Origin of the sequence: Variovorax boronicumulans (assembly GCF_019352895.1) — a bacterium.
Classification (GTDB): Bacteria; Pseudomonadota; Gammaproteobacteria; order Burkholderiales; family Burkholderiaceae_C; genus Variovorax; species Variovorax boronicumulans_A.
The window spans coordinates 735222-750344 of the sequence record NZ_JAAAFX010000009.1 but is presented as its reverse complement, the minus strand read 5'-3'; the positions used below and the strand labels follow the sequence as shown (position 1 = coordinate 750344).

Annotated in this window: 17 protein-coding genes; 10 read left to right on the top strand and 7 right to left on the bottom strand. The window is 67.6% G+C overall.

Annotated elements, in window-relative coordinates:
• The first annotated feature begins 141 nt into the window (after positions 1-141).
• The 4 genes from K0H49_RS22570 to K0H49_RS30760 all read left to right on the top strand — a co-directional run bounded on the left by K0H49_RS22570 (position 142) and on the right by K0H49_RS30760 (position 4469).
• A complete protein-coding gene (locus K0H49_RS22570) occupies positions 142-564 on the top strand; it encodes a tripartite tricarboxylate transporter TctB family protein (protein ID WP_219217295.1) in 423 nt (140 codons plus the stop codon).
• Positions 564-2102: a tripartite tricarboxylate transporter permease gene (locus tag K0H49_RS22565; protein WP_219217294.1), complete on the top strand. Its 1539-nt coding sequence runs from the start codon at positions 564-566 to the stop codon at positions 2100-2102. The genes K0H49_RS22570 and K0H49_RS22565 overlap by 1 nt, the downstream gene beginning before the upstream one ends.
• A 252-nt stretch (positions 2103-2354) precedes the next feature.
• Positions 2355-3545: a TonB-dependent receptor gene (locus tag K0H49_RS30765; RefSeq protein ID WP_257625076.1), complete on the top strand. Its 1191-nt coding sequence runs from the start codon at positions 2355-2357 to the stop codon at positions 3543-3545.
• A gap of 48 nt (positions 3546-3593) precedes the next feature.
• Entirely contained in the window at positions 3594-4469 is an 876-nt protein-coding gene (locus tag K0H49_RS30760) for a TonB-dependent receptor (RefSeq protein ID WP_374122401.1), read from the top strand.
• Between the two features lie 82 nt (positions 4470-4551).
• On the opposite strand, the gene K0H49_RS22555 is transcribed toward K0H49_RS30760, so the two are convergent.
• The 3 genes from K0H49_RS22555 to K0H49_RS22545 form a co-directional block, all read right to left on the bottom strand.
• Complete coding sequence (locus K0H49_RS22555) at positions 4552-6066, bottom strand: tripartite tricarboxylate transporter permease (protein ID WP_219217292.1); 1515 nt, start codon at positions 6064-6066, stop codon at positions 4552-4554.
• Position 6067: 1 nt separating this feature from the next.
• On the bottom strand, positions 6068-6604 hold the full coding sequence (locus K0H49_RS22550; protein ID WP_219217291.1) for a tripartite tricarboxylate transporter TctB family protein: 537 nt from the start codon (positions 6602-6604) through the stop codon (positions 6068-6070).
• Between the two features lie 184 nt (positions 6605-6788).
• Positions 6789-7748: a tripartite tricarboxylate transporter substrate binding protein gene (locus tag K0H49_RS22545; protein ID WP_219217289.1), complete on the bottom strand. Its 960-nt coding sequence runs from the start codon at positions 7746-7748 to the stop codon at positions 6789-6791.
• Between the two features lie 118 nt (positions 7749-7866).
• On the opposite strand from K0H49_RS22545, the gene K0H49_RS22540 reads away from it, so the two are divergent.
• The 4 genes from K0H49_RS22540 to K0H49_RS22525 all read left to right on the top strand — a co-directional run bounded on the left by K0H49_RS22540 (position 7867) and on the right by K0H49_RS22525 (position 10722).
• Positions 7867-8553, top strand: a complete 687-nt coding sequence (locus K0H49_RS22540; protein WP_219217286.1) for a response regulator — start codon at positions 7867-7869, stop codon at positions 8551-8553.
• Positions 8553-9959, top strand: a complete 1407-nt coding sequence (locus K0H49_RS22535) for a sensor histidine kinase (RefSeq protein ID WP_219217276.1) — start codon at positions 8553-8555, stop codon at positions 9957-9959. The genes K0H49_RS22540 and K0H49_RS22535 overlap by 1 nt, the downstream gene beginning before the upstream one ends.
• Positions 9960-9967: 8 nt before the next feature.
• A complete protein-coding gene (locus K0H49_RS22530; RefSeq protein ID WP_219217274.1) occupies positions 9968-10390 on the top strand; it encodes an RNA-binding S4 domain-containing protein in 423 nt (140 codons plus the stop codon).
• A 155-nt stretch (positions 10391-10545) separates the two neighbouring features.
• A complete protein-coding gene (locus K0H49_RS22525; RefSeq protein ID WP_219217272.1) occupies positions 10546-10722 on the top strand; it encodes a hypothetical protein in 177 nt (58 codons plus the stop codon).
• A 56-nt stretch (positions 10723-10778) separates the two neighbouring features.
• Here the strand turns inward: K0H49_RS22525 and K0H49_RS22520 are convergent, their stop codons facing one another.
• Entirely contained in the window at positions 10779-11147 is a 369-nt protein-coding gene (locus K0H49_RS22520) for a hypothetical protein (protein ID WP_219217270.1), read from the bottom strand.
• Positions 11148-11289: 142 nt separating this feature from the next.
• On the opposite strand from K0H49_RS22520, the gene K0H49_RS22515 reads away from it, so the two are divergent.
• Positions 11290-11673 carry a hypothetical protein gene (locus tag K0H49_RS22515; protein ID WP_219217268.1) on the top strand — a complete coding sequence of 128 codons (384 nt, stop codon included), beginning with the start codon at positions 11290-11292 and terminating at the stop codon, positions 11671-11673.
• A 120-nt stretch (positions 11674-11793) separates the two neighbouring features.
• On the opposite strand, the gene K0H49_RS22510 is transcribed toward K0H49_RS22515, so the two are convergent.
• A complete protein-coding gene (locus K0H49_RS22510; protein ID WP_219217265.1) occupies positions 11794-12066 on the bottom strand; it encodes a hypothetical protein in 273 nt (90 codons plus the stop codon).
• Between the two features lie 526 nt (positions 12067-12592).
• Between K0H49_RS22510 and K0H49_RS22505 the strand changes: the two genes are divergently transcribed.
• On the top strand, positions 12593-12826 hold the full coding sequence (locus tag K0H49_RS22505; RefSeq protein ID WP_219217263.1) for a hypothetical protein: 234 nt from the start codon (positions 12593-12595) through the stop codon (positions 12824-12826).
• A gap of 12 nt (positions 12827-12838) precedes the next feature.
• Here the strand turns inward: K0H49_RS22505 and K0H49_RS22500 are convergent, their stop codons facing one another.
• Positions 12839-13042 (bottom strand): hypothetical protein, encoded by a 204-nt coding sequence (locus tag K0H49_RS22500; RefSeq protein WP_219217261.1) that lies wholly within the window; start codon positions 13040-13042, stop codon positions 12839-12841.
• 127 nt (positions 13043-13169) lie between these two features.
• A complete protein-coding gene (locus K0H49_RS22495) occupies positions 13170-15038 on the bottom strand; it encodes a putative bifunctional diguanylate cyclase/phosphodiesterase (RefSeq protein ID WP_219217259.1) in 1869 nt (622 codons plus the stop codon).
• Positions 15039-15123: the final 85 nt, after the last annotated feature.

The window sequence follows — 15123 nt, the reverse complement described above, 5'->3', positions numbered from 1 at the left end:
TGGAAGCATCGTTTTCTACGATTCGCCGCCTGGGTTGCAAAGACGCTCGAGACGAGCGCCGCTGGCCAGGCGTGAACCACTAGGAGACCTTCTCATGCCCCGCCACCGCCCCGCCCTGCCTTCGCCCGAAGGAGGGATGCCATGAACAATCGCAACTTCGTGAGAGGGTCGGTCATCATGGCCATCGCCCTGCTCTTCGGCTTCGTTGCACTCACCTACAACGTCGGGAACCTGGCCCGCTCCGGCCCCGGACTGTTCCCGCTCATGGTGAGCTCCTTCCTGTTCGTGATCGGCCTGATCATCGCGGCGCGTTCGTTCTTCGTCGAACGGCTGCCGGTGGACTACGGCGTGAAGAACATCGTCCTGATCCTGCTGAGCCTGGTCGGCTTCGCGGTGATCTCCGAGTACATCAACATGATCCTGGGGATCATCTTCCTGGTGTTCTGCTCGACCTTCGCGGGCACCTCGTACTCGGTGGTGCGCAACATCAAGATCTCGATCGGCCTGGTCCTCGTCGCGTTCGCCTTCAAGAATTTTCTCGGCCTGAACCTGCCGCTCTACTGATGGAAGTCCTCAACAACCTCGCGTTCGGATTCAGCCACGCGCTGACCATCCAGAACCTGCTCTACTGCGCGCTCGGCTGCACCGTCGGCACGCTGGTCGGCCTGCTGCCCGGCCTCGGTCCGCTCTCGACCATCAGCCTGCTGCTGCCGCTGACCTACTCGATCCCCACCGGCGGTGCACTCATCATGCTGGCCGGCATCTATTACGGTGCGCAGTACGGCGACAGCGTGAGTGCGATCACCATGAAGATCCCGCACGCCAGCAGCATCGTGGCCTGCATCGACGGCTACCAGATGACGCTCAAGGGAAAGACCGGGTTGGCGCTGTTCACCGCGGGCATCTCCAGCTTCATCGGCGGCACCGTGGCGATCGTGGTGCTGTCGACGATGGCACCGGCGCTCGGTGAAGTCGGCTTCCTGTTCGGCCCGGCCGACTACTGCGCGCTGATGCTGCTGGGCTTCTTCTGCGTGAGCTTCGTCAGCAGCGGCAGCCTGCTCAACGGCCTGGCGATGGCCATGATCGGCGTGCTGCTGGGCATGGTCGGCACCGACGTCAACAGCGGCGTGGCGCGCTACACCATGAACCTGGCCTTCCTGCAGGACGGCATCGGGCTCATCAGCATCGCGCTGGGCTGCTTCGGCATTGCCGAGGTGGTGAAGAACCTCGACAACAAGAACGTGCTCACGCCCTTCAACGGCAAGATCAAGCTCATGCCGACCTGGCCCGAGTTCAAGCGCATCATCCCCAGCGCGCTGCGCGGCAGCGTGATCGGCTCGGTGCTGGGCATCCTGCCCGGCGGCGGCCCGACCATCGCCCAGTTCGCGGCCTATGCGGCCGACAAGAAGTTCAGCAAGTACAAGCACGAGATCGGCACCGGCTGCATCGAAGGCGTGGCCGGCCAGGCCGCCGCCGACGAGGCTGCCGCCCGCACCAGCTTCATCCCGCTCATGGCCATCGGCATCCCCGAGAACGCCGTGATGGCCCTGATGATGGCGGCCTTCATCGTCAAGGGCATCCAGCCGGGTCCCAACATGATCGCCACGCACCCGGACCTGTTCTGGGGCCTGGTGGCCAGCATGTGGGTCGGCAACTGCTTCCTGGTGGTGCTCAACGTGCCGCTGGTGCGCTACTGGCTGTCGGTGTTCAAGATCCCGTACACCGTGCTGTTCCCTGCGATCCTGTTCTTCTGCTGCATCGGTACCTACAGCATCAACAACAGCCTCGACGACATCTACACGACGGCCGTGTTCGGCCTGATCGGCTACCTGTTCCTGCGACTGGACATGGAAGCGGCCCCGCTGATGCTGGGCTTCATCCTGGGCCCGATGCTGGAGGAGAACTTCCGCCGTGCGATGCTGCTGAGCCGCGGCAGCTTCAGCGCCTTCGTGACCCGCCCGATCAGCGCCACGCTGCTCAGCGTGATCGCCATTGTGGTCGTGTGGCAGGTGGTCGTCTTCATCCGGCGCGCCGTGAAGAAGCCGGCGATCCCCGCCGCGCCGGTGGACGTGCCGGTGGACGCGATTCCCCTGGGCAAGTGAAACGCGGCGGCGAGGGGTTCAAGGCCGAACCCTTCGCCGCCGACCTCGAGGCAACGCCTCGAATCACGCAGCGGCCTGCATGTCGCAACGACACTGCAAGCACCGGCCGCTGCAAGGTTCCCATCAAATCTAAATGGGAATCGTTTTTATCTGTAGACTCGCCCCTCCTAAAAACCATGAGGAGGCCTTCCGTTGCGCTACAGATCTTTCATCACCCCCCCGCTCGGCCCCGTCGCGGCCGGATTCGCCGCCATGGCTTCGGTATGGGCGGCGCACGCTCAGCAGAGCACGGGGCATTTGAACGGCACGCACGCACGCGCCCTGGACACCGTCACGGTCACAGCCGACGCGCTGGACCCGGACGACGCCCGCCCGCGCGGCGGCGTCTCGACCGCCACCAAGACCGCCCTGCCCCTGAAGGACATTCCGCAGACGGTCGACGTGATCGAGGTCAGCAAGTTCAAGACCTACGGCATCAACGACCTGAGCGTGATGCTCGACGGCACGCCGGGCATCGACACCGCCTACGACGCGCGCGGCGACGGCATCACCATCCGTGGCTTCGACGCCAGCTCGGGCGACATCTACCGCGACGGCGTGCGCGCCGGCGGGCAGATCCGGCGCAGCACGGCCAACGTCGAACGCATCGAGATCCTGAAAGGTCCGGCCTCGGTGCTGTACGGCCGGGGCAGCGGCGGCGGCATCGTCAACCTGGTGAGCAAGCAGGCCAGTTTCGACGCCGTGAGCAGCATCGGCCTGCGGGCCGGCTCGTGGCACAACCGGGGCGCCACGATCGACCTCAACCGCGAGATCAATCCGAACACCGTGGTGCGCCTGACGCTGGACCGCGAACAGGCCGACAGCTTCCGCAGCGGCATCCAGAACGAGAACACCATGGTGTCGCCCAGCATCCTCTACGACAACCATCGCGGCCTGCGCTGGCTCGGCCAGTACACGCAGGACACGGTGTGGCGCCGCCCCGACCGCGCGCCCGCCTACGACAGCCTGCCGGCCGACGTGTCGATCCGCACCGCCTATGCGCACCCCGACGACTTCATCGAGGACAGGATGAAGATGTGGCGCTCGGTGCTGAGCTACGACTTCACGAGCGACTGGTCCCTTCGGTGGACCAGCGTGCTGCACGAGGCCAGCCAGGACTTCGACCATCTCTATGGCGGCAGCTACTGCCGCCCGAACGGCACCCTGATGAGCAACGGCCGCCGCTGCACCACCCCTGGCCGCATGACCTTCACGCGCGCCTGGCAGCAGACCGACAACAGCACCTTCACCAACGCGCTGGACCTGAGCGGCAAGTTCAAGACCGGCGCCATCACGCACGACCTGCTGCTGGGCTTCGAGCTGGCAACCGAGAAGCGCAACCCCAGCCTGTCCACCTCCCTCACCGACCCGGCCATGGCGTACACCGCGTCGGTCGATCCGTAAAACCCTATCTGGGGGGGGCCCAAGCTGCCGCATGGCGCGGCCCGCACCGTGAACCGGCACCGCGCCGAATCGCGCGCGCTGTACCTGCAGGACCTGATCGGCCTGAGCGAGCAATGGAAGCTGCTGGTCGGCGCGCGCCAGGAAAGCTTCGAGTTCGCAACCCGCAACGCGCTCATCGACAAGGCGCGCAGCTACGACGGCAGCCACCTGAGCCCGCGCGTCGGCGTGGTGTGGCAACCCGTGCCCGCGCACAGCTTCTACGCCTCGTACTCGAAGAACTTCTCGCCCTACGGCGGGCGCGGCATGATCAGCGTGGCGGTCGAGGACAACGCGGTCTACGACGAGGAGCCGCAGGTCTCCCGCCAGTTCGAGATCGGCACCAAGAGCGACTGGCTCGGCGGCCGGCTCTCGACCCAGGTGTCGCTCTACAGCCTGGAGTTGCTCAACATCCGCTACCGGCCCGACCCGGACAACGACCCCTTCCGCTGGGCGGTGCGCGGCGCCGAGCGCTCGCGCGGCCTGGAGGCCAGCATGACCGGCAGACTCGCGAAAAGCTGGTACGTGCGCGGCGGCGTGGGCCTGCAGCAGGCCAAGGTCACGCAGGACCTCACGACGCCGGCCAACGTCGGCAAGTTCAAGCCCAACCTCGCGCGCAAGAACGGCAGCGTCTTCGTGCGCTACGCACCCGAGAGCCCCTGGTACGGCGAGCTCGGCGTGACCTACCGCGGCCCGATCTACAACGCCATCGACAACCTCAGCGAGCGCTCCGGCCACACCCGCTGGGACGCCTCGGTCGGCTGGCGCGCCATGCCCTGGACCGTGACCCTGGCCGTCACCAACCTGAGCGACAAGCGCTACTGGCGCGCCACCTCGATGCCGGGCGCACCGCGGGCGGTGCTGTTGAGCGGGAGCTACGTGTTCTGAGGCCCCAACGACGTCGGGGCAGCCATGGGGCTGCCCCGAGATGAACGGCCGATCCTGTGCAGAGGGCCGGCGGCGCCGCGCCTCAGGCGAACTGCGCGCGTTCCTTGCGCATTGCCATCGCCTTCGCGATGCGCGGCAGCGTCAGCACCGCCACGATCACCACCACCAGCGTGATCGACATCGGGCGCTGGAAGAACACCAGCGCGCTGCCCTCGCCGATCGACATCGCGTTGCGCAGCTGCGCCTCGGCCAGCGGACCCAGGATCATGCCGACCACCACCGGCGCGGTCGGGAAATCGAAGCGCCGCATGATCACGCCGATCACGCCGATGGCGTACAGCAGGAACAGGTCGAAGGCGCTCTGGCGCATGCCGTAGGCACCGACGGTGGCGAAGATCAGGATGCCGGCATAGAGCTGGGGCTTGGGGATCTTCAGCAGCTTGACCCACAGGCCCACCATCGGCAGGTTCAGCACCAGCAGCATCACGTTGCCGATGTAGAGCGAGGCGATCAGCGCCCACACCAAGGCGGCCGAGGTGGTGAACAGCTGCGGGCCGGGCTGGATGCCGTAGTTCTGGAACGCGCCGAGCAGGATCGCCGTGGTGTTGCTGGTCGGGATGCCCAGGGTAAGCAACGGGATCAGCGCCGCGGTCACGGTCGCGTTGTTGGCGGCCTCGGGGCCGGCCACGCCCTCGATCGCACCGCTGGTGCCGAACTCGGCCTTGTCCTCGGGGTTCTTGACCAGCTTCTTTTCCATCGCATAGCTCAGGAAGGTCGGGATCTCGGTCCCGCCGGCCGGGATGCAGCCGAAGGGCGTGCCGATGGCGGTGCCGCGCAGCCAGGCCGGGATCGAACGCTTCCAGTCGCGCTTGCTCATGTGCACGCGGCTGAACTTGTTCTGCGCCTCGACCACCTTGCCTTCGAACAACACCGCATAGAGCACTTCGGCCACCGCGAACAGCCCGACCGCGACCAGCACGATCTCGATGCCGTCGAGCATCTCGGGGATGCCGCCGGTGTAGCGGCCCTGGCCCGAGATCTGGTCGAGGCCGACGCAGCCCGCGGCCAGGCCGATGAACAGCGCCGTCATGCCGCGCAGCGTGCTCTTGCCCAGCACCGCACTCACCGTGGTGAAGGCCAGCAGCATCAGCAGGAAATACTCGGGCGGACCCAGCTTGACAGCGAACTCCGCCACGAAGGGCGCGAACAGCGTGACGATCACGGTGGCGATGGTGCCGGCCACGAAGGAGCCGATGGCCGCGGTGGCGAGCGCGGCGCCCGCCCTCCCGCTCTTGGCCATCTTGTTGCCCTCCATGGCGGTCACCATGCTGGCGGTTTCGCCGGGCGTGTTGAGCAGGATCGAGGTGGTCGAGCCGCCGTACATGGCGCCGTAGTAGATGCCCGAGAAGAAGATCATCGAGGCCGTGATGTCGACCTTGCCGGTGATCGGCAGCAGCATCGCCACCGCGACCGCCGGACCGATGCCGGGCAGCACGCCGACGGCCGTGCCAAGGGCACAGCCGACCAGGCACCAGAGCAGATTGACGGGGGTGATCGCCGTGGCGAAACCCGCCATGAGGGCGTTGAAGATGTCCATGTCAGAGCCACCCGGTGGAAGTCAGGCCTGGCAGGTTGATCGCCAGGAATTTCGTGAAGGTCCAGAACACGGGCGTGGCGATCAGCACGCCGGTGACGGCATCGATCGCCCAGGTGCGCGGCGCATTCACGCCCGGCTGTCCGCTCGCGCGGCGCAGGCCCTGAACGGCCATCACGTAGCACAGCGTGCAGCTCAGGATGAAGCCCAGCGAGGTGATCAGCGCGGCATTGAGCAGCAGGCCCGCCGACACCCAGACGAAGCCCGGCCAGTTGCCACGGTCGGCGCCCGTGGGCGCGTCGAGCTCGCGGAAGCCGCCGGTGCGCGCTTCCCAGAGGATCCAGCCGCCGCACAGCATCAGCACGATCGAGACCAGCCAGGGCAGGAAGTTGGGCCCGACGCCGCCGTAGCCGGCCTCGGAAGAAATGTCGATGGCCCCGAAGGCCAGCGCCATGCCGGTCAGCAGCACACCCGCGCCGACCAGCGTCTGCGGCCACAGCGCCGCAGGATGCGACGCGACCGAGGATTCTGGAGTTGTCATTTTTTACTCCCACAGTCGTGGAAAAAATAGAAAGGCTCCCGCTAGAAGCCAAGGCAATGCGCACGAAGTGCGCGAGCCCGAAGAACACCAGGGACACCGCGGAACCGGCTCTGCCGGGCCGCTGGTGTCGCCCCCGGATGGGGGAAGGGAAGCGACACGAAGTGCGCGCCCCCTCGGGGGCGAGTCAAATCATCCCGGACTTGGCCATGATCGCCCGCAGGCTCGCGAAGTCGTCGTCGACGAACTTGGAGAACGCGTCGCCGGTCAGCACCGACGAGGTCCAGTCGTTCTTCTTCAGCGCCTCGGCCCAGGCCGTGCTCTTGAGTGCCGCCTGCAGCATGTCGATCGCCGCCTTGCGCTGGTCGGCCGTCAGGCCCGGTGCGCCGTAGACGCCGCGCCAGTTGCCGATCTCCACGTCGATGCCCAGTTCCTTGAGCGTGGGCACGTCGATGCCCGGCAGGCGCTTTGCCGAGGTGACGGCGATGGGCCTCATCTTGCCGGCCGCGATGTATTCGGCGAACTCGCTGTAGCCGCTGCCGCCGACCGTGACGTTGCCGCCCAGGATGGCGGCCGTGGCCTCGCCGCCGCCGCGGAAGGCCACGTAGTTGATCTTCGACGGGTCGGCGCCGACCTTCTGCGCGATCATGGCCGCGGCGATGTGCTCGGTGGAACCGCGCGAACCGCCGCCCCACTTGACGCTGCCCGGGTCCTTCTTGAGCTGGTCGACCACGTCCTTCATGGTCTTGAGCGGCGAATTGGCCGGCAGCACGAACACGTTGTATTCGGTGGTGATGCGCGCGAGCGGCGTGGCCTGCTCGAGCTTGACCGGCGGCTTGCCGGTGATGATGCCGCCCAGCATGACCGAGCCCATGACCATCAGCGCGTGGGCGTCGCCCTTGGAGCCGTTGACGAACTGCGCCAGGCCCAGTGCACCGGCGGCGCCGCCCTTGTTGTCGTAGGTCACGGTGTCGGCGGCCTTGGCATCGGTCAGGGCCTTGCCCAGTGCACGCCCGGTGGTGTCCCAGCCGCCGCCGGGGTTGGCCGGGATCATCATCTTGACGTTGGGTGCGGCATGGGCCGACAGGGGCAAGGCGCCCGCCGCGGCCAGTGCGGCCAGTGACTTCAAAAAGGTATCGCGACGCATCGTATGTCTCCTTATGCCATGGAAGCTGAGTAGAACCTGAACGCCGCTATGATGCGCCGCCCCGCTGTCAGTTGGCTGTCCGGCACACTGGGGTAAACACCGCTCTCCCCCCTCCTCCATGAAGCTGCTGCTCGTCGAAGACGACCCCACGATGCAAACCACGCTCCAGCGCACGCTGGGGCGCCGCCGCATCGACGTGCGCGTGTGCGGCGATGGCGCACTCGCGGTGGCGCAGTGGCAGGCGCTGGAACCCGACGTGGTGGCGCTCGACCTGAACCTGCCCAACCTCGACGGCCTGCAGGTGCTGGCGCGGGCACGCGCCGCCGGCCTGCGCACGCCCGTGCTGCTGCTGACCGCGCGCGGCACCGTGGGCGACCGCATCCTCGGCCTCAATGCCGGGGCCGACGACTACCTGCCCAAGCCCTTCGACCTCGACGAACTGGAAGCGCGGTTGCGCGCCCTGCGCCGGCGCCATCAGGGCGCCGAGGCGGGCGCGGCGCCCGACGGCCCGCGTCCGGTGGGCGGCCTGCGCTACGAGGCCGACAGCGGCGCCATCTACCACCGCGCCGAAGTGCTGGAACTCACGCCGCGCGAGCTCGCGCTGCTCAAGGCGCTGATGACGAATCCGGGCCATGCGGTGGCCAAGGAAAGGCTGTTCGAACTGGTGTTCCCGGGCGAGGCCGACGTGCAGTACGAGGCGGTGGAGGTGGTGGTCTACCGCCTGCGCAAGAAGCTCGCCGGCACCGGCGCCGCGCTCATGACGCTGCGCGGGCTGGGCTACCTGCTGCGCGAAGAGACGTCCTGATGGCCGACCGCGCGTCCTCGCTGCGCGCCCGCCTGCTGCTCGGCATCCTGGTGCCGGTGGCGGTCGTGATCGCCATCAACAGCGTGAGCCTCTACCGCCAGAGCCTGGCCGCCGCCACGCTGGCCTACGACCGCACGCTGCTGGCCTCGGCCAAGACCATCGGCGAGCAGCTCGACGTGGTGGGCTACGACGAGGCTTCGGTGCTGCGCGCGATGGTGCCCTACTCCGCGCTCGAGGCCTTCGAGGTCGACAACCAGAGCCGCATGTACTACCGCGTCTCGAGCATGCGCGGCGAACTCATCTCGGGCTTCGAGGAACTGCCCTTCTGGCGCGGCGAGCTGCCGATCCGGCCACCCTATGCCTCGCTGGTCGATTTCTACGACGCCGAGTTCCGCGCGCATCCGGTGCGCGTGGCGGTGCTGCTGCAGCCGGTGGCCAGTTCGGTCGGCCGCGGCATGGCGGTGGTGCAGGTGGCCGAGACCCTGGAGCTGCGCGAGACGCTGGCGCGCAAGCTGCTGCTGGACACGCTCTGGCGCCAGGCCGTGCTGATGGGCGTGATCGCCGCGGTGACCGCGCTGGTGGTGCAGCGCGCCACGCGCGCCGTGCGCACGCTGGGCGAGGCCATCGAGGCCCGGCCGGCCGACGACCTCTCGCCCATCGATGCGGCCGGCGCACCGCGCGAGCTGCGCCCGCTGGTCGAGGCCACCACCCGCGTGATGGGCCGGCTGCAGGCGCTGCTCGACCACCAGAAGCGCTTCGTGCGCGACAGCGCCCACCAGCTGCGCACGCCGCTGGCGGTGCTCACGGCCCAGGTGCAGTCGGCGCGCCGCGGCGACGTGCCGGCCGACCAGGCCCTGGGGGAGATCGCCGACACGGTGACCCGCGCCACCCTGCTGGCCAACCAGATGCTGTCGCTGGCCAAGGTGGAGCAGCTGCGCCAGCAGCCCGAGTCGAGCACGCTGGATTTCGGCGACATGGTGCGCCAGGTGGCGCTCGACATCTCGCCGCTGATCGCCGACCGCGCGCTCGATTTCGACCTCGACGCCATGGCCGTGCCGGTGCACGCGCACCGATGGATGCTGCAGGAGCTCGCGCGCAACCTGCTGCACAACGCCATCAAGCACAGCCCGGCCGGCGGCGAACTCTCGGTGCGGGTGCACGCCGACGGCGAGCATGCCGTGCTGCGGGTGCGCGATGCCGGGCCCGGCATCTCGTCGGAACTGCGCCAGCGCCTGTTCGCGCCCTTCGCGGCCGGCGACATGGCCAGCGGTTCGGGATTGGGGCTGACGATCTGCCGGGAAATCGTGCACGCGCTGGGCGGCCGGATCACACTGGACAATCGGGTCACCGACGGCCGCGTCGTCGGCCTGGATGCCATCGTGCATCTGCCGCTGGACAAAGGATAAGGACAGGAATGGACCGTCTGCGCATCGACAAATGGCTGTGGGCCGCGCGCTTCTACAAGACCCGCTCGCTGGCGGCCGACGAGATCGGCAAGAACCGGGTGCAGGTCAATGGCGACGTGGCCAAGGCCTCGCGTGAGGTCAAGGCCGGCGACACCGTGGCCTTCCGCCAGGGGCCCGCCCTGCGCACTGTGCGGGTGCTCGGCATCAGCGGCCAGCGCGGACCGGCGCCTGTGGCGCAGCAGCTCTACGAAGAAACGCCCGAGAGCCTGGCGGCGCAGGCCGCCGCACGCGAGCAGCGCCGCATGGGCAGCGAACCGGCGCTGAGCATCGAGCAGGGCCGCCCGACCAAAAAGGATCGGCGCCATCTCGACGACGCCTCGCGCAGCTGGGGCTCGCGCTGGAGCGCGGCCATCGACGACAAGGACGCCTGAACTTTGGGCCGATTCGTGACGCAAGTCCGGATGCGCGGCGATCGATGGTCACCAAATGTCTCTTTTGTTAGGCCAAACGGCGTATTGAAGCGAGGAAAAAGCCAGCGCAGACTGCGCTCCCGGCCCCATGCAGGGCGTCGTTGGAGGAATACACCATGCAATCGCTTACGCACGCAGAGTTTCTGGCCCTCTGGTTTGCATTGGCCGTGCTGGGGTTGGGCGCGGTGATCGCTTTCGCGCGACCGAACGGCCCCCTGACGGACGCCTTGGCTCGACGCGTCAGGCAGTCGATCGCCGCACTGCAGGAAGGTGCGTCGACGCCGTCTCCCTGAACCCGCCGCGGCGCCGGCACCGCGCGCTCCCACCGCCAACGCCGTGACGTGCGAGATCAGCCGGCGCGCCTCAGCGGGAAACGGTGCACCATCTGCCGTCCCAGCGAGGTGACGGCTTTCACCGTGGCCGGCGGCTGGTCATGACCCGAGAGGGTCCGTACCGGCAAGGGAATATGGGCCTGGATGTGGCCGGCGAGCAGGAGGACACGCAAGCTGTCGACCTCCTTTCCGGAGAAGACCGTGACAGGCAGTTCGGCCTGGGCGAGTTGGTGGAGCAAGGCAAGTGACACGCGGTGAGTATCGCGCCGCGCCCACGTGCGCTGCGCCTCGGCAGCGCCACGAATCCTCGGCCGCCGAGGCAAATTCCACCGGTTGACGGCCTCCTTGTCGTCCCCGCCGGAAGCAACGAATACCAAAGCATTCAACCTTTGCGCCTACTCGCGTCGCATCGCGTGGCGCATCGAAAAAAGCCTGCAATCCTCCGGTGAACAAAGCGCGTACCCGTGAAGAAGTTAACATTGGGTAACAGTTCGGCGCATCCATACTGGTGTGTCAACCGGAGATCTTATGAGTCAGTGGGAATTGGAATTTGCGGAGGCCGTGGCGAAGTTGGAAGCGGCGTACAAGGCCGACCAGCGCGCCTATGACGATCTGCGCGACCCGCTGAAGGCGTCCTGGGCGCTGCTGCCGACATGGATGTGGCCGGAACCGGACCGCGTGGGCCTGATGCTCAAGGCACGCAATGCACTGATCGCGGCGGAAGACGGCGTGCGTGAACTGGTCCGGCGCCAGAGCATCGCGGTACGCAACACGCGCGCGCGGCGCCAGACGATGTACCAGAACCGGGCCTTCGCACAGACCTCGACCGGCGAAGTGTCCGCGGCCGGTGAACTCTCGGTGTCGGTTCGGCAGTCGCCCGACGGTCACTCCCCCACGCCGCCGAATGCCTGAACGCCCTGCCCGCCAGGCCCCATGAACAAAGGCCGACCCACTCTCAGGAGTTGGTCGGCCTTTTCGATGGGGTCCGACACGTGACGGTGTGCCGGTGAATCGGTGCGGAATGCCGCGGGACTACTGCAGCGTGGTGTGCTGCAGGTCGATCGACGGACTGATGAACAAGGGCGCGACGGCGCCGCCGCGACGCGGCCCGGTCTGGCCGCACACCGCCTGCAGCGCGATGTAGCCCGCGGCCAGGGCAGAGTGGTAGCTGGTGGCGGGGGCGTCCGCGGAGTCGATGGGCTCGTAGATGCCGGCGTCGTCGTTTTCCTCCTGAAGCACCCAGAAGTACATGCCGGGCCACGGCTCGTCGACGGTCAATGCAATGCGGCGCAGGTCAGTCGTCATGTCTTTTTCCAGCAGGAACGCGGTAGGCAGGTGGGGAAAGGACGGCTTGATTCAGTGAGGTGCTTGGTACACGTTTGTAAATCAATGTCACATTCTGTCGATGGCTCGATTAGGCCGCGTTTTCACCTGGACTGCATGCTTTCGCGCGCAGCTTGCGCTCCGTTTGGTGAAAAATCTCCGGCTTTTTAACAAACCTTAGTTCTCTTTCCATCGGGAAAAACCATCTTCCGCCGCCGCCGGGCTTCCCTCGGAAGGCCAGGGACGCATCGGGCGGCGATCGGCGCGAGCGGCGCGCCTCAAAACGGCGGCGCGACCTCGGGCGGGCACGTCCCGCATCGGCACCGGCCGATGCAGACCGGGCTTCTTTCAATGGCGTGGTCGGGAGGATGAAATTACAATTTCTCGTATTACGATTATTTGAAATTCAAATACCCATCACGAAGGCCCTCCCGCAACGCCGAGCGGGGCCTTCCCTCTTGAGGAGCTTCAAATGGCTGGTGGACCCGCCCTTCATCCGCACCCGACGATGACCCCGTTGGCGCAGAGCCAGCTGCTGGAGCGCCTGGACGAAGCCGTCGACCGTGGCGAGATCGGCCTGCGCAGCCCCGTGTTCGGCATTGCCCTGAAGGCGATCGAACTCGGCGAGGGCGCCCTCGATGCCGAGCAGGCCGCGCTGTACCGCGCGCATGCCAGGCCCTACCTCATGCCGCACGACAGCCCGCAGGAACCGCGCGGCGCCGGCGTGCCGCAGGCCGCCTGAGCCGGTGCGAACTCAGGTGGCTGCAGGCATCAGGCGCCCGGCCTCGTCATAGGCCGGCGCCACGCCCGCCGCCGCCTGCACGGCAAGCACCGATGCCACCGCGGCCGCATGGTCGCCGAACCCTTGCGCGCTGCGCGCGAAGAGCTCGTCGTCCAGCCGCGAGCGAAGTTCCCAGAACCACTGATCCCCCTCGACCTTGCTGACCACGAACTGCATGGCATCTCCTCGTAACTAGGTCGCCGAGTGTCCGCGCAAAAGCGGGCGCGCGAGCAAGGGCCGAGCGGCTTTTCAGGCCTTGTATTGCGCTGGATCAAGCTTTTGCGATATGCCCGCCGGCAGGCGCTCAGGCGACCGGCGCGGCCTGCCACCGGCTGGCGCAGTCCTGCGCCAGCAGCGGGCGGCTGAAGTAGAAGCCCTGCACCAGCCGGCAGCCGATGGAGCGCACGAAGGCCAGATGCTCGGCCGTCTCGACGCCCTCCGCGATGATCTCCAGCTCGAGCTCCTCGGCCAGCCTGCAGATCGAGCGCACCACCACCGCGTTGCGCGGATCGCTGTGGCCGGTCTGCATGAACGACTGGTCGATCTTGATCTTGTCGAGCTCGAAGCGGCGCAGGTAGCTCAGCGATGCAAAGCCGGTCCCGAAATCGTCGAGCGCGACCTGCACGCCCAGCCGCCGGAAGCGGGCGATGATGCCGGCCGCGTCGTTGTGCAGCAGCACGCTCTCGGTGATCTCGAAGATCACCCGCTCGGGCCGGATGGCGAAGCGCGTCAGCGCGCGTTCCACGAAGGTGCCGAGGGTGGTGTCGGCGAACTGCCGGGCCGAGAGGTTGATCGAGATGAAGACGTCGTCGGGCCAGGTGGCGGCGTCGCGGAAGGCCTCCTCGATGACCCAGCGGCCGATGGACACGATCTGCCCGCTGCGCTCCGCGATCGGGATGAAATCGCCCGGCGACACATGGCCCAGCTCGGCATGCGTCCAGCGCAGCAGCGCCTCGAAGCCGACGGTGCGGCCGCTGTCGATGTCGACGATGGGCTGGAAGCGCAGATGGAATTCGGCGCGCTTCTCGGCCTCGGCCAGCCCCTGCCGCAGCTTCTGCTCGCGCAGGGCCCGCTCGCGCATCGCCGGATCGAAGACCAGATGACGCGCCCTCCCCGCGCCCTTGGCCGCATAGAGCGCGATGTCGGCGCTCTTCATCAGCGCCCCGGCATCGTCGAGCTGCCCCTCCTGCTTGAAGGCGATGCCCATGCTGGCCGTGGCCATGAGGTGCGCGTCGCCCACATCGAAAGGTGCGGCCAGCGCCTGTGCGATCCGCTCGCAGCAGGCCTCGGCCTGCCGGCCCGCATGGCTGCCCATGAACACGATCGCGAACTCGTCGCCGCCCAGCCGTGCCACGAGCTGCGCCCCTTCGACCACGCCCGCCAGGCGCGCCGCGAACTGGATCAGGAAGACGTCGCCGGCGTCATGCCCGAAGCGGTCGTTGATGTCCTTGAAATGGTCGACATCGAGCAGCACGATCGCGCAGGCCCCACCCGGCGGCTGGCTCGCCAGCGCCACGTTGAAGCCATGCCGATTGAGCACCCCGGTCAGCGCATCGTGCCGCGCATCGCGGTCCGAACGGCGGTTGAGCCGCAGCACGAAACCGATCAGCGCCAGGCCGATCAGCACCAGCACCACGACGATGGCCGACACGCCGACGATGACGCGGCCCAGGTTCTCCTGCTTGCGCGAGATGTTGTCGGTCAGCACGGTCTGTGCGCTGGAGGCCAGGCGCAGGATGCGGCCGTTCAGCGGCAGCAGCTCGCCCAGCACCGCGCGCGCGGTCGCCGCATCGCCCAGGTCCGCGAGCCGCGGCTCCACGCCGCGGATCGTCGCCACGGCGGCGGCGTACTCGCGGGCCCCGTCGGGCGTCTGGGTCAGCGCCGCGAAGGTTTCGCTGTTGCGGATGATCTCGAGACGGTTGAGCAGGATCTGGTAGCGCAGCTCCACCTCGGCCTGCGTGGTCTGCGAATCCGCGAGGAAGCGGTCGGCCACCGACACCTCGAAGCGGAACAGCTCGGCCGACAGCTGGCCGCTCTCGATCGTGATGTTGAAGCGCGTGGACTGCGAGGTCCACATCAGGTAGTTGGCCAGCGTGACCGTCACCGCGATGCCGGTCACCACCAGCGCCACCACCACCATCAACACGGTTCGGAAGCGGCGCGGGGCTGTCAAGACGGACCCCTGCCTAGACCGGGCGCGGAACGCGTCGCGCGCGCGCCGCCTCCGCAAGGACAGGCCGCGCGCCGATCACCCGACC

Excerpts from the sequence above, each read along its gene's own strand:
- K0H49_RS22505 (WP_219217263.1), top strand. The coding sequence starts at position 12,593 with ATGACCCCGTTGGCGCAGAGCCAGCTGCTGGAGCGCCTGGACGAAGCC.
- K0H49_RS22545 (WP_219217289.1), bottom strand. The coding sequence starts at position 7,748 with ATGCGTCGCGATACCTTTTTGAAGTCACTGGCCGCACTGGCCGCGGCG.
- K0H49_RS22565 (WP_219217294.1), top strand. The coding sequence starts at position 564 with ATGGAAGTCCTCAACAACCTCGCGTTCGGATTCAGCCACGCGCTGACC.
- K0H49_RS22500 (WP_219217261.1), bottom strand. The coding sequence starts at position 13,042 with ATGCAGTTCGTGGTCAGCAAGGTCGAGGGGGATCAGTGGTTCTGGGAA.
- K0H49_RS22570 (WP_219217295.1), top strand. The coding sequence starts at position 142 with ATGAACAATCGCAACTTCGTGAGAGGGTCGGTCATCATGGCCATCGCC.
- K0H49_RS22515 (WP_219217268.1), top strand. The coding sequence starts at position 11,290 with ATGAGTCAGTGGGAATTGGAATTTGCGGAGGCCGTGGCGAAGTTGGAA.
- K0H49_RS22510 (WP_219217265.1), bottom strand. The coding sequence starts at position 12,066 with ATGACGACTGACCTGCGCCGCATTGCATTGACCGTCGACGAGCCGTGG.
- K0H49_RS22530 (WP_219217274.1), top strand. The coding sequence starts at position 9,968 with ATGGACCGTCTGCGCATCGACAAATGGCTGTGGGCCGCGCGCTTCTAC.
- K0H49_RS30765 (WP_257625076.1), top strand. The coding sequence starts at position 2,355 with ATGGCTTCGGTATGGGCGGCGCACGCTCAGCAGAGCACGGGGCATTTG.
- K0H49_RS22540 (WP_219217286.1), top strand. The coding sequence starts at position 7,867 with ATGAAGCTGCTGCTCGTCGAAGACGACCCCACGATGCAAACCACGCTC.
- K0H49_RS22555 (WP_219217292.1), bottom strand. The coding sequence starts at position 6,066 with ATGGACATCTTCAACGCCCTCATGGCGGGTTTCGCCACGGCGATCACC.
- K0H49_RS22525 (WP_219217272.1), top strand. The coding sequence starts at position 10,546 with ATGCAATCGCTTACGCACGCAGAGTTTCTGGCCCTCTGGTTTGCATTG.
- K0H49_RS22535 (WP_219217276.1), top strand. The coding sequence starts at position 8,553 with ATGGCCGACCGCGCGTCCTCGCTGCGCGCCCGCCTGCTGCTCGGCATC.
- K0H49_RS22550 (WP_219217291.1), bottom strand. The coding sequence starts at position 6,604 with ATGACAACTCCAGAATCCTCGGTCGCGTCGCATCCTGCGGCGCTGTGG.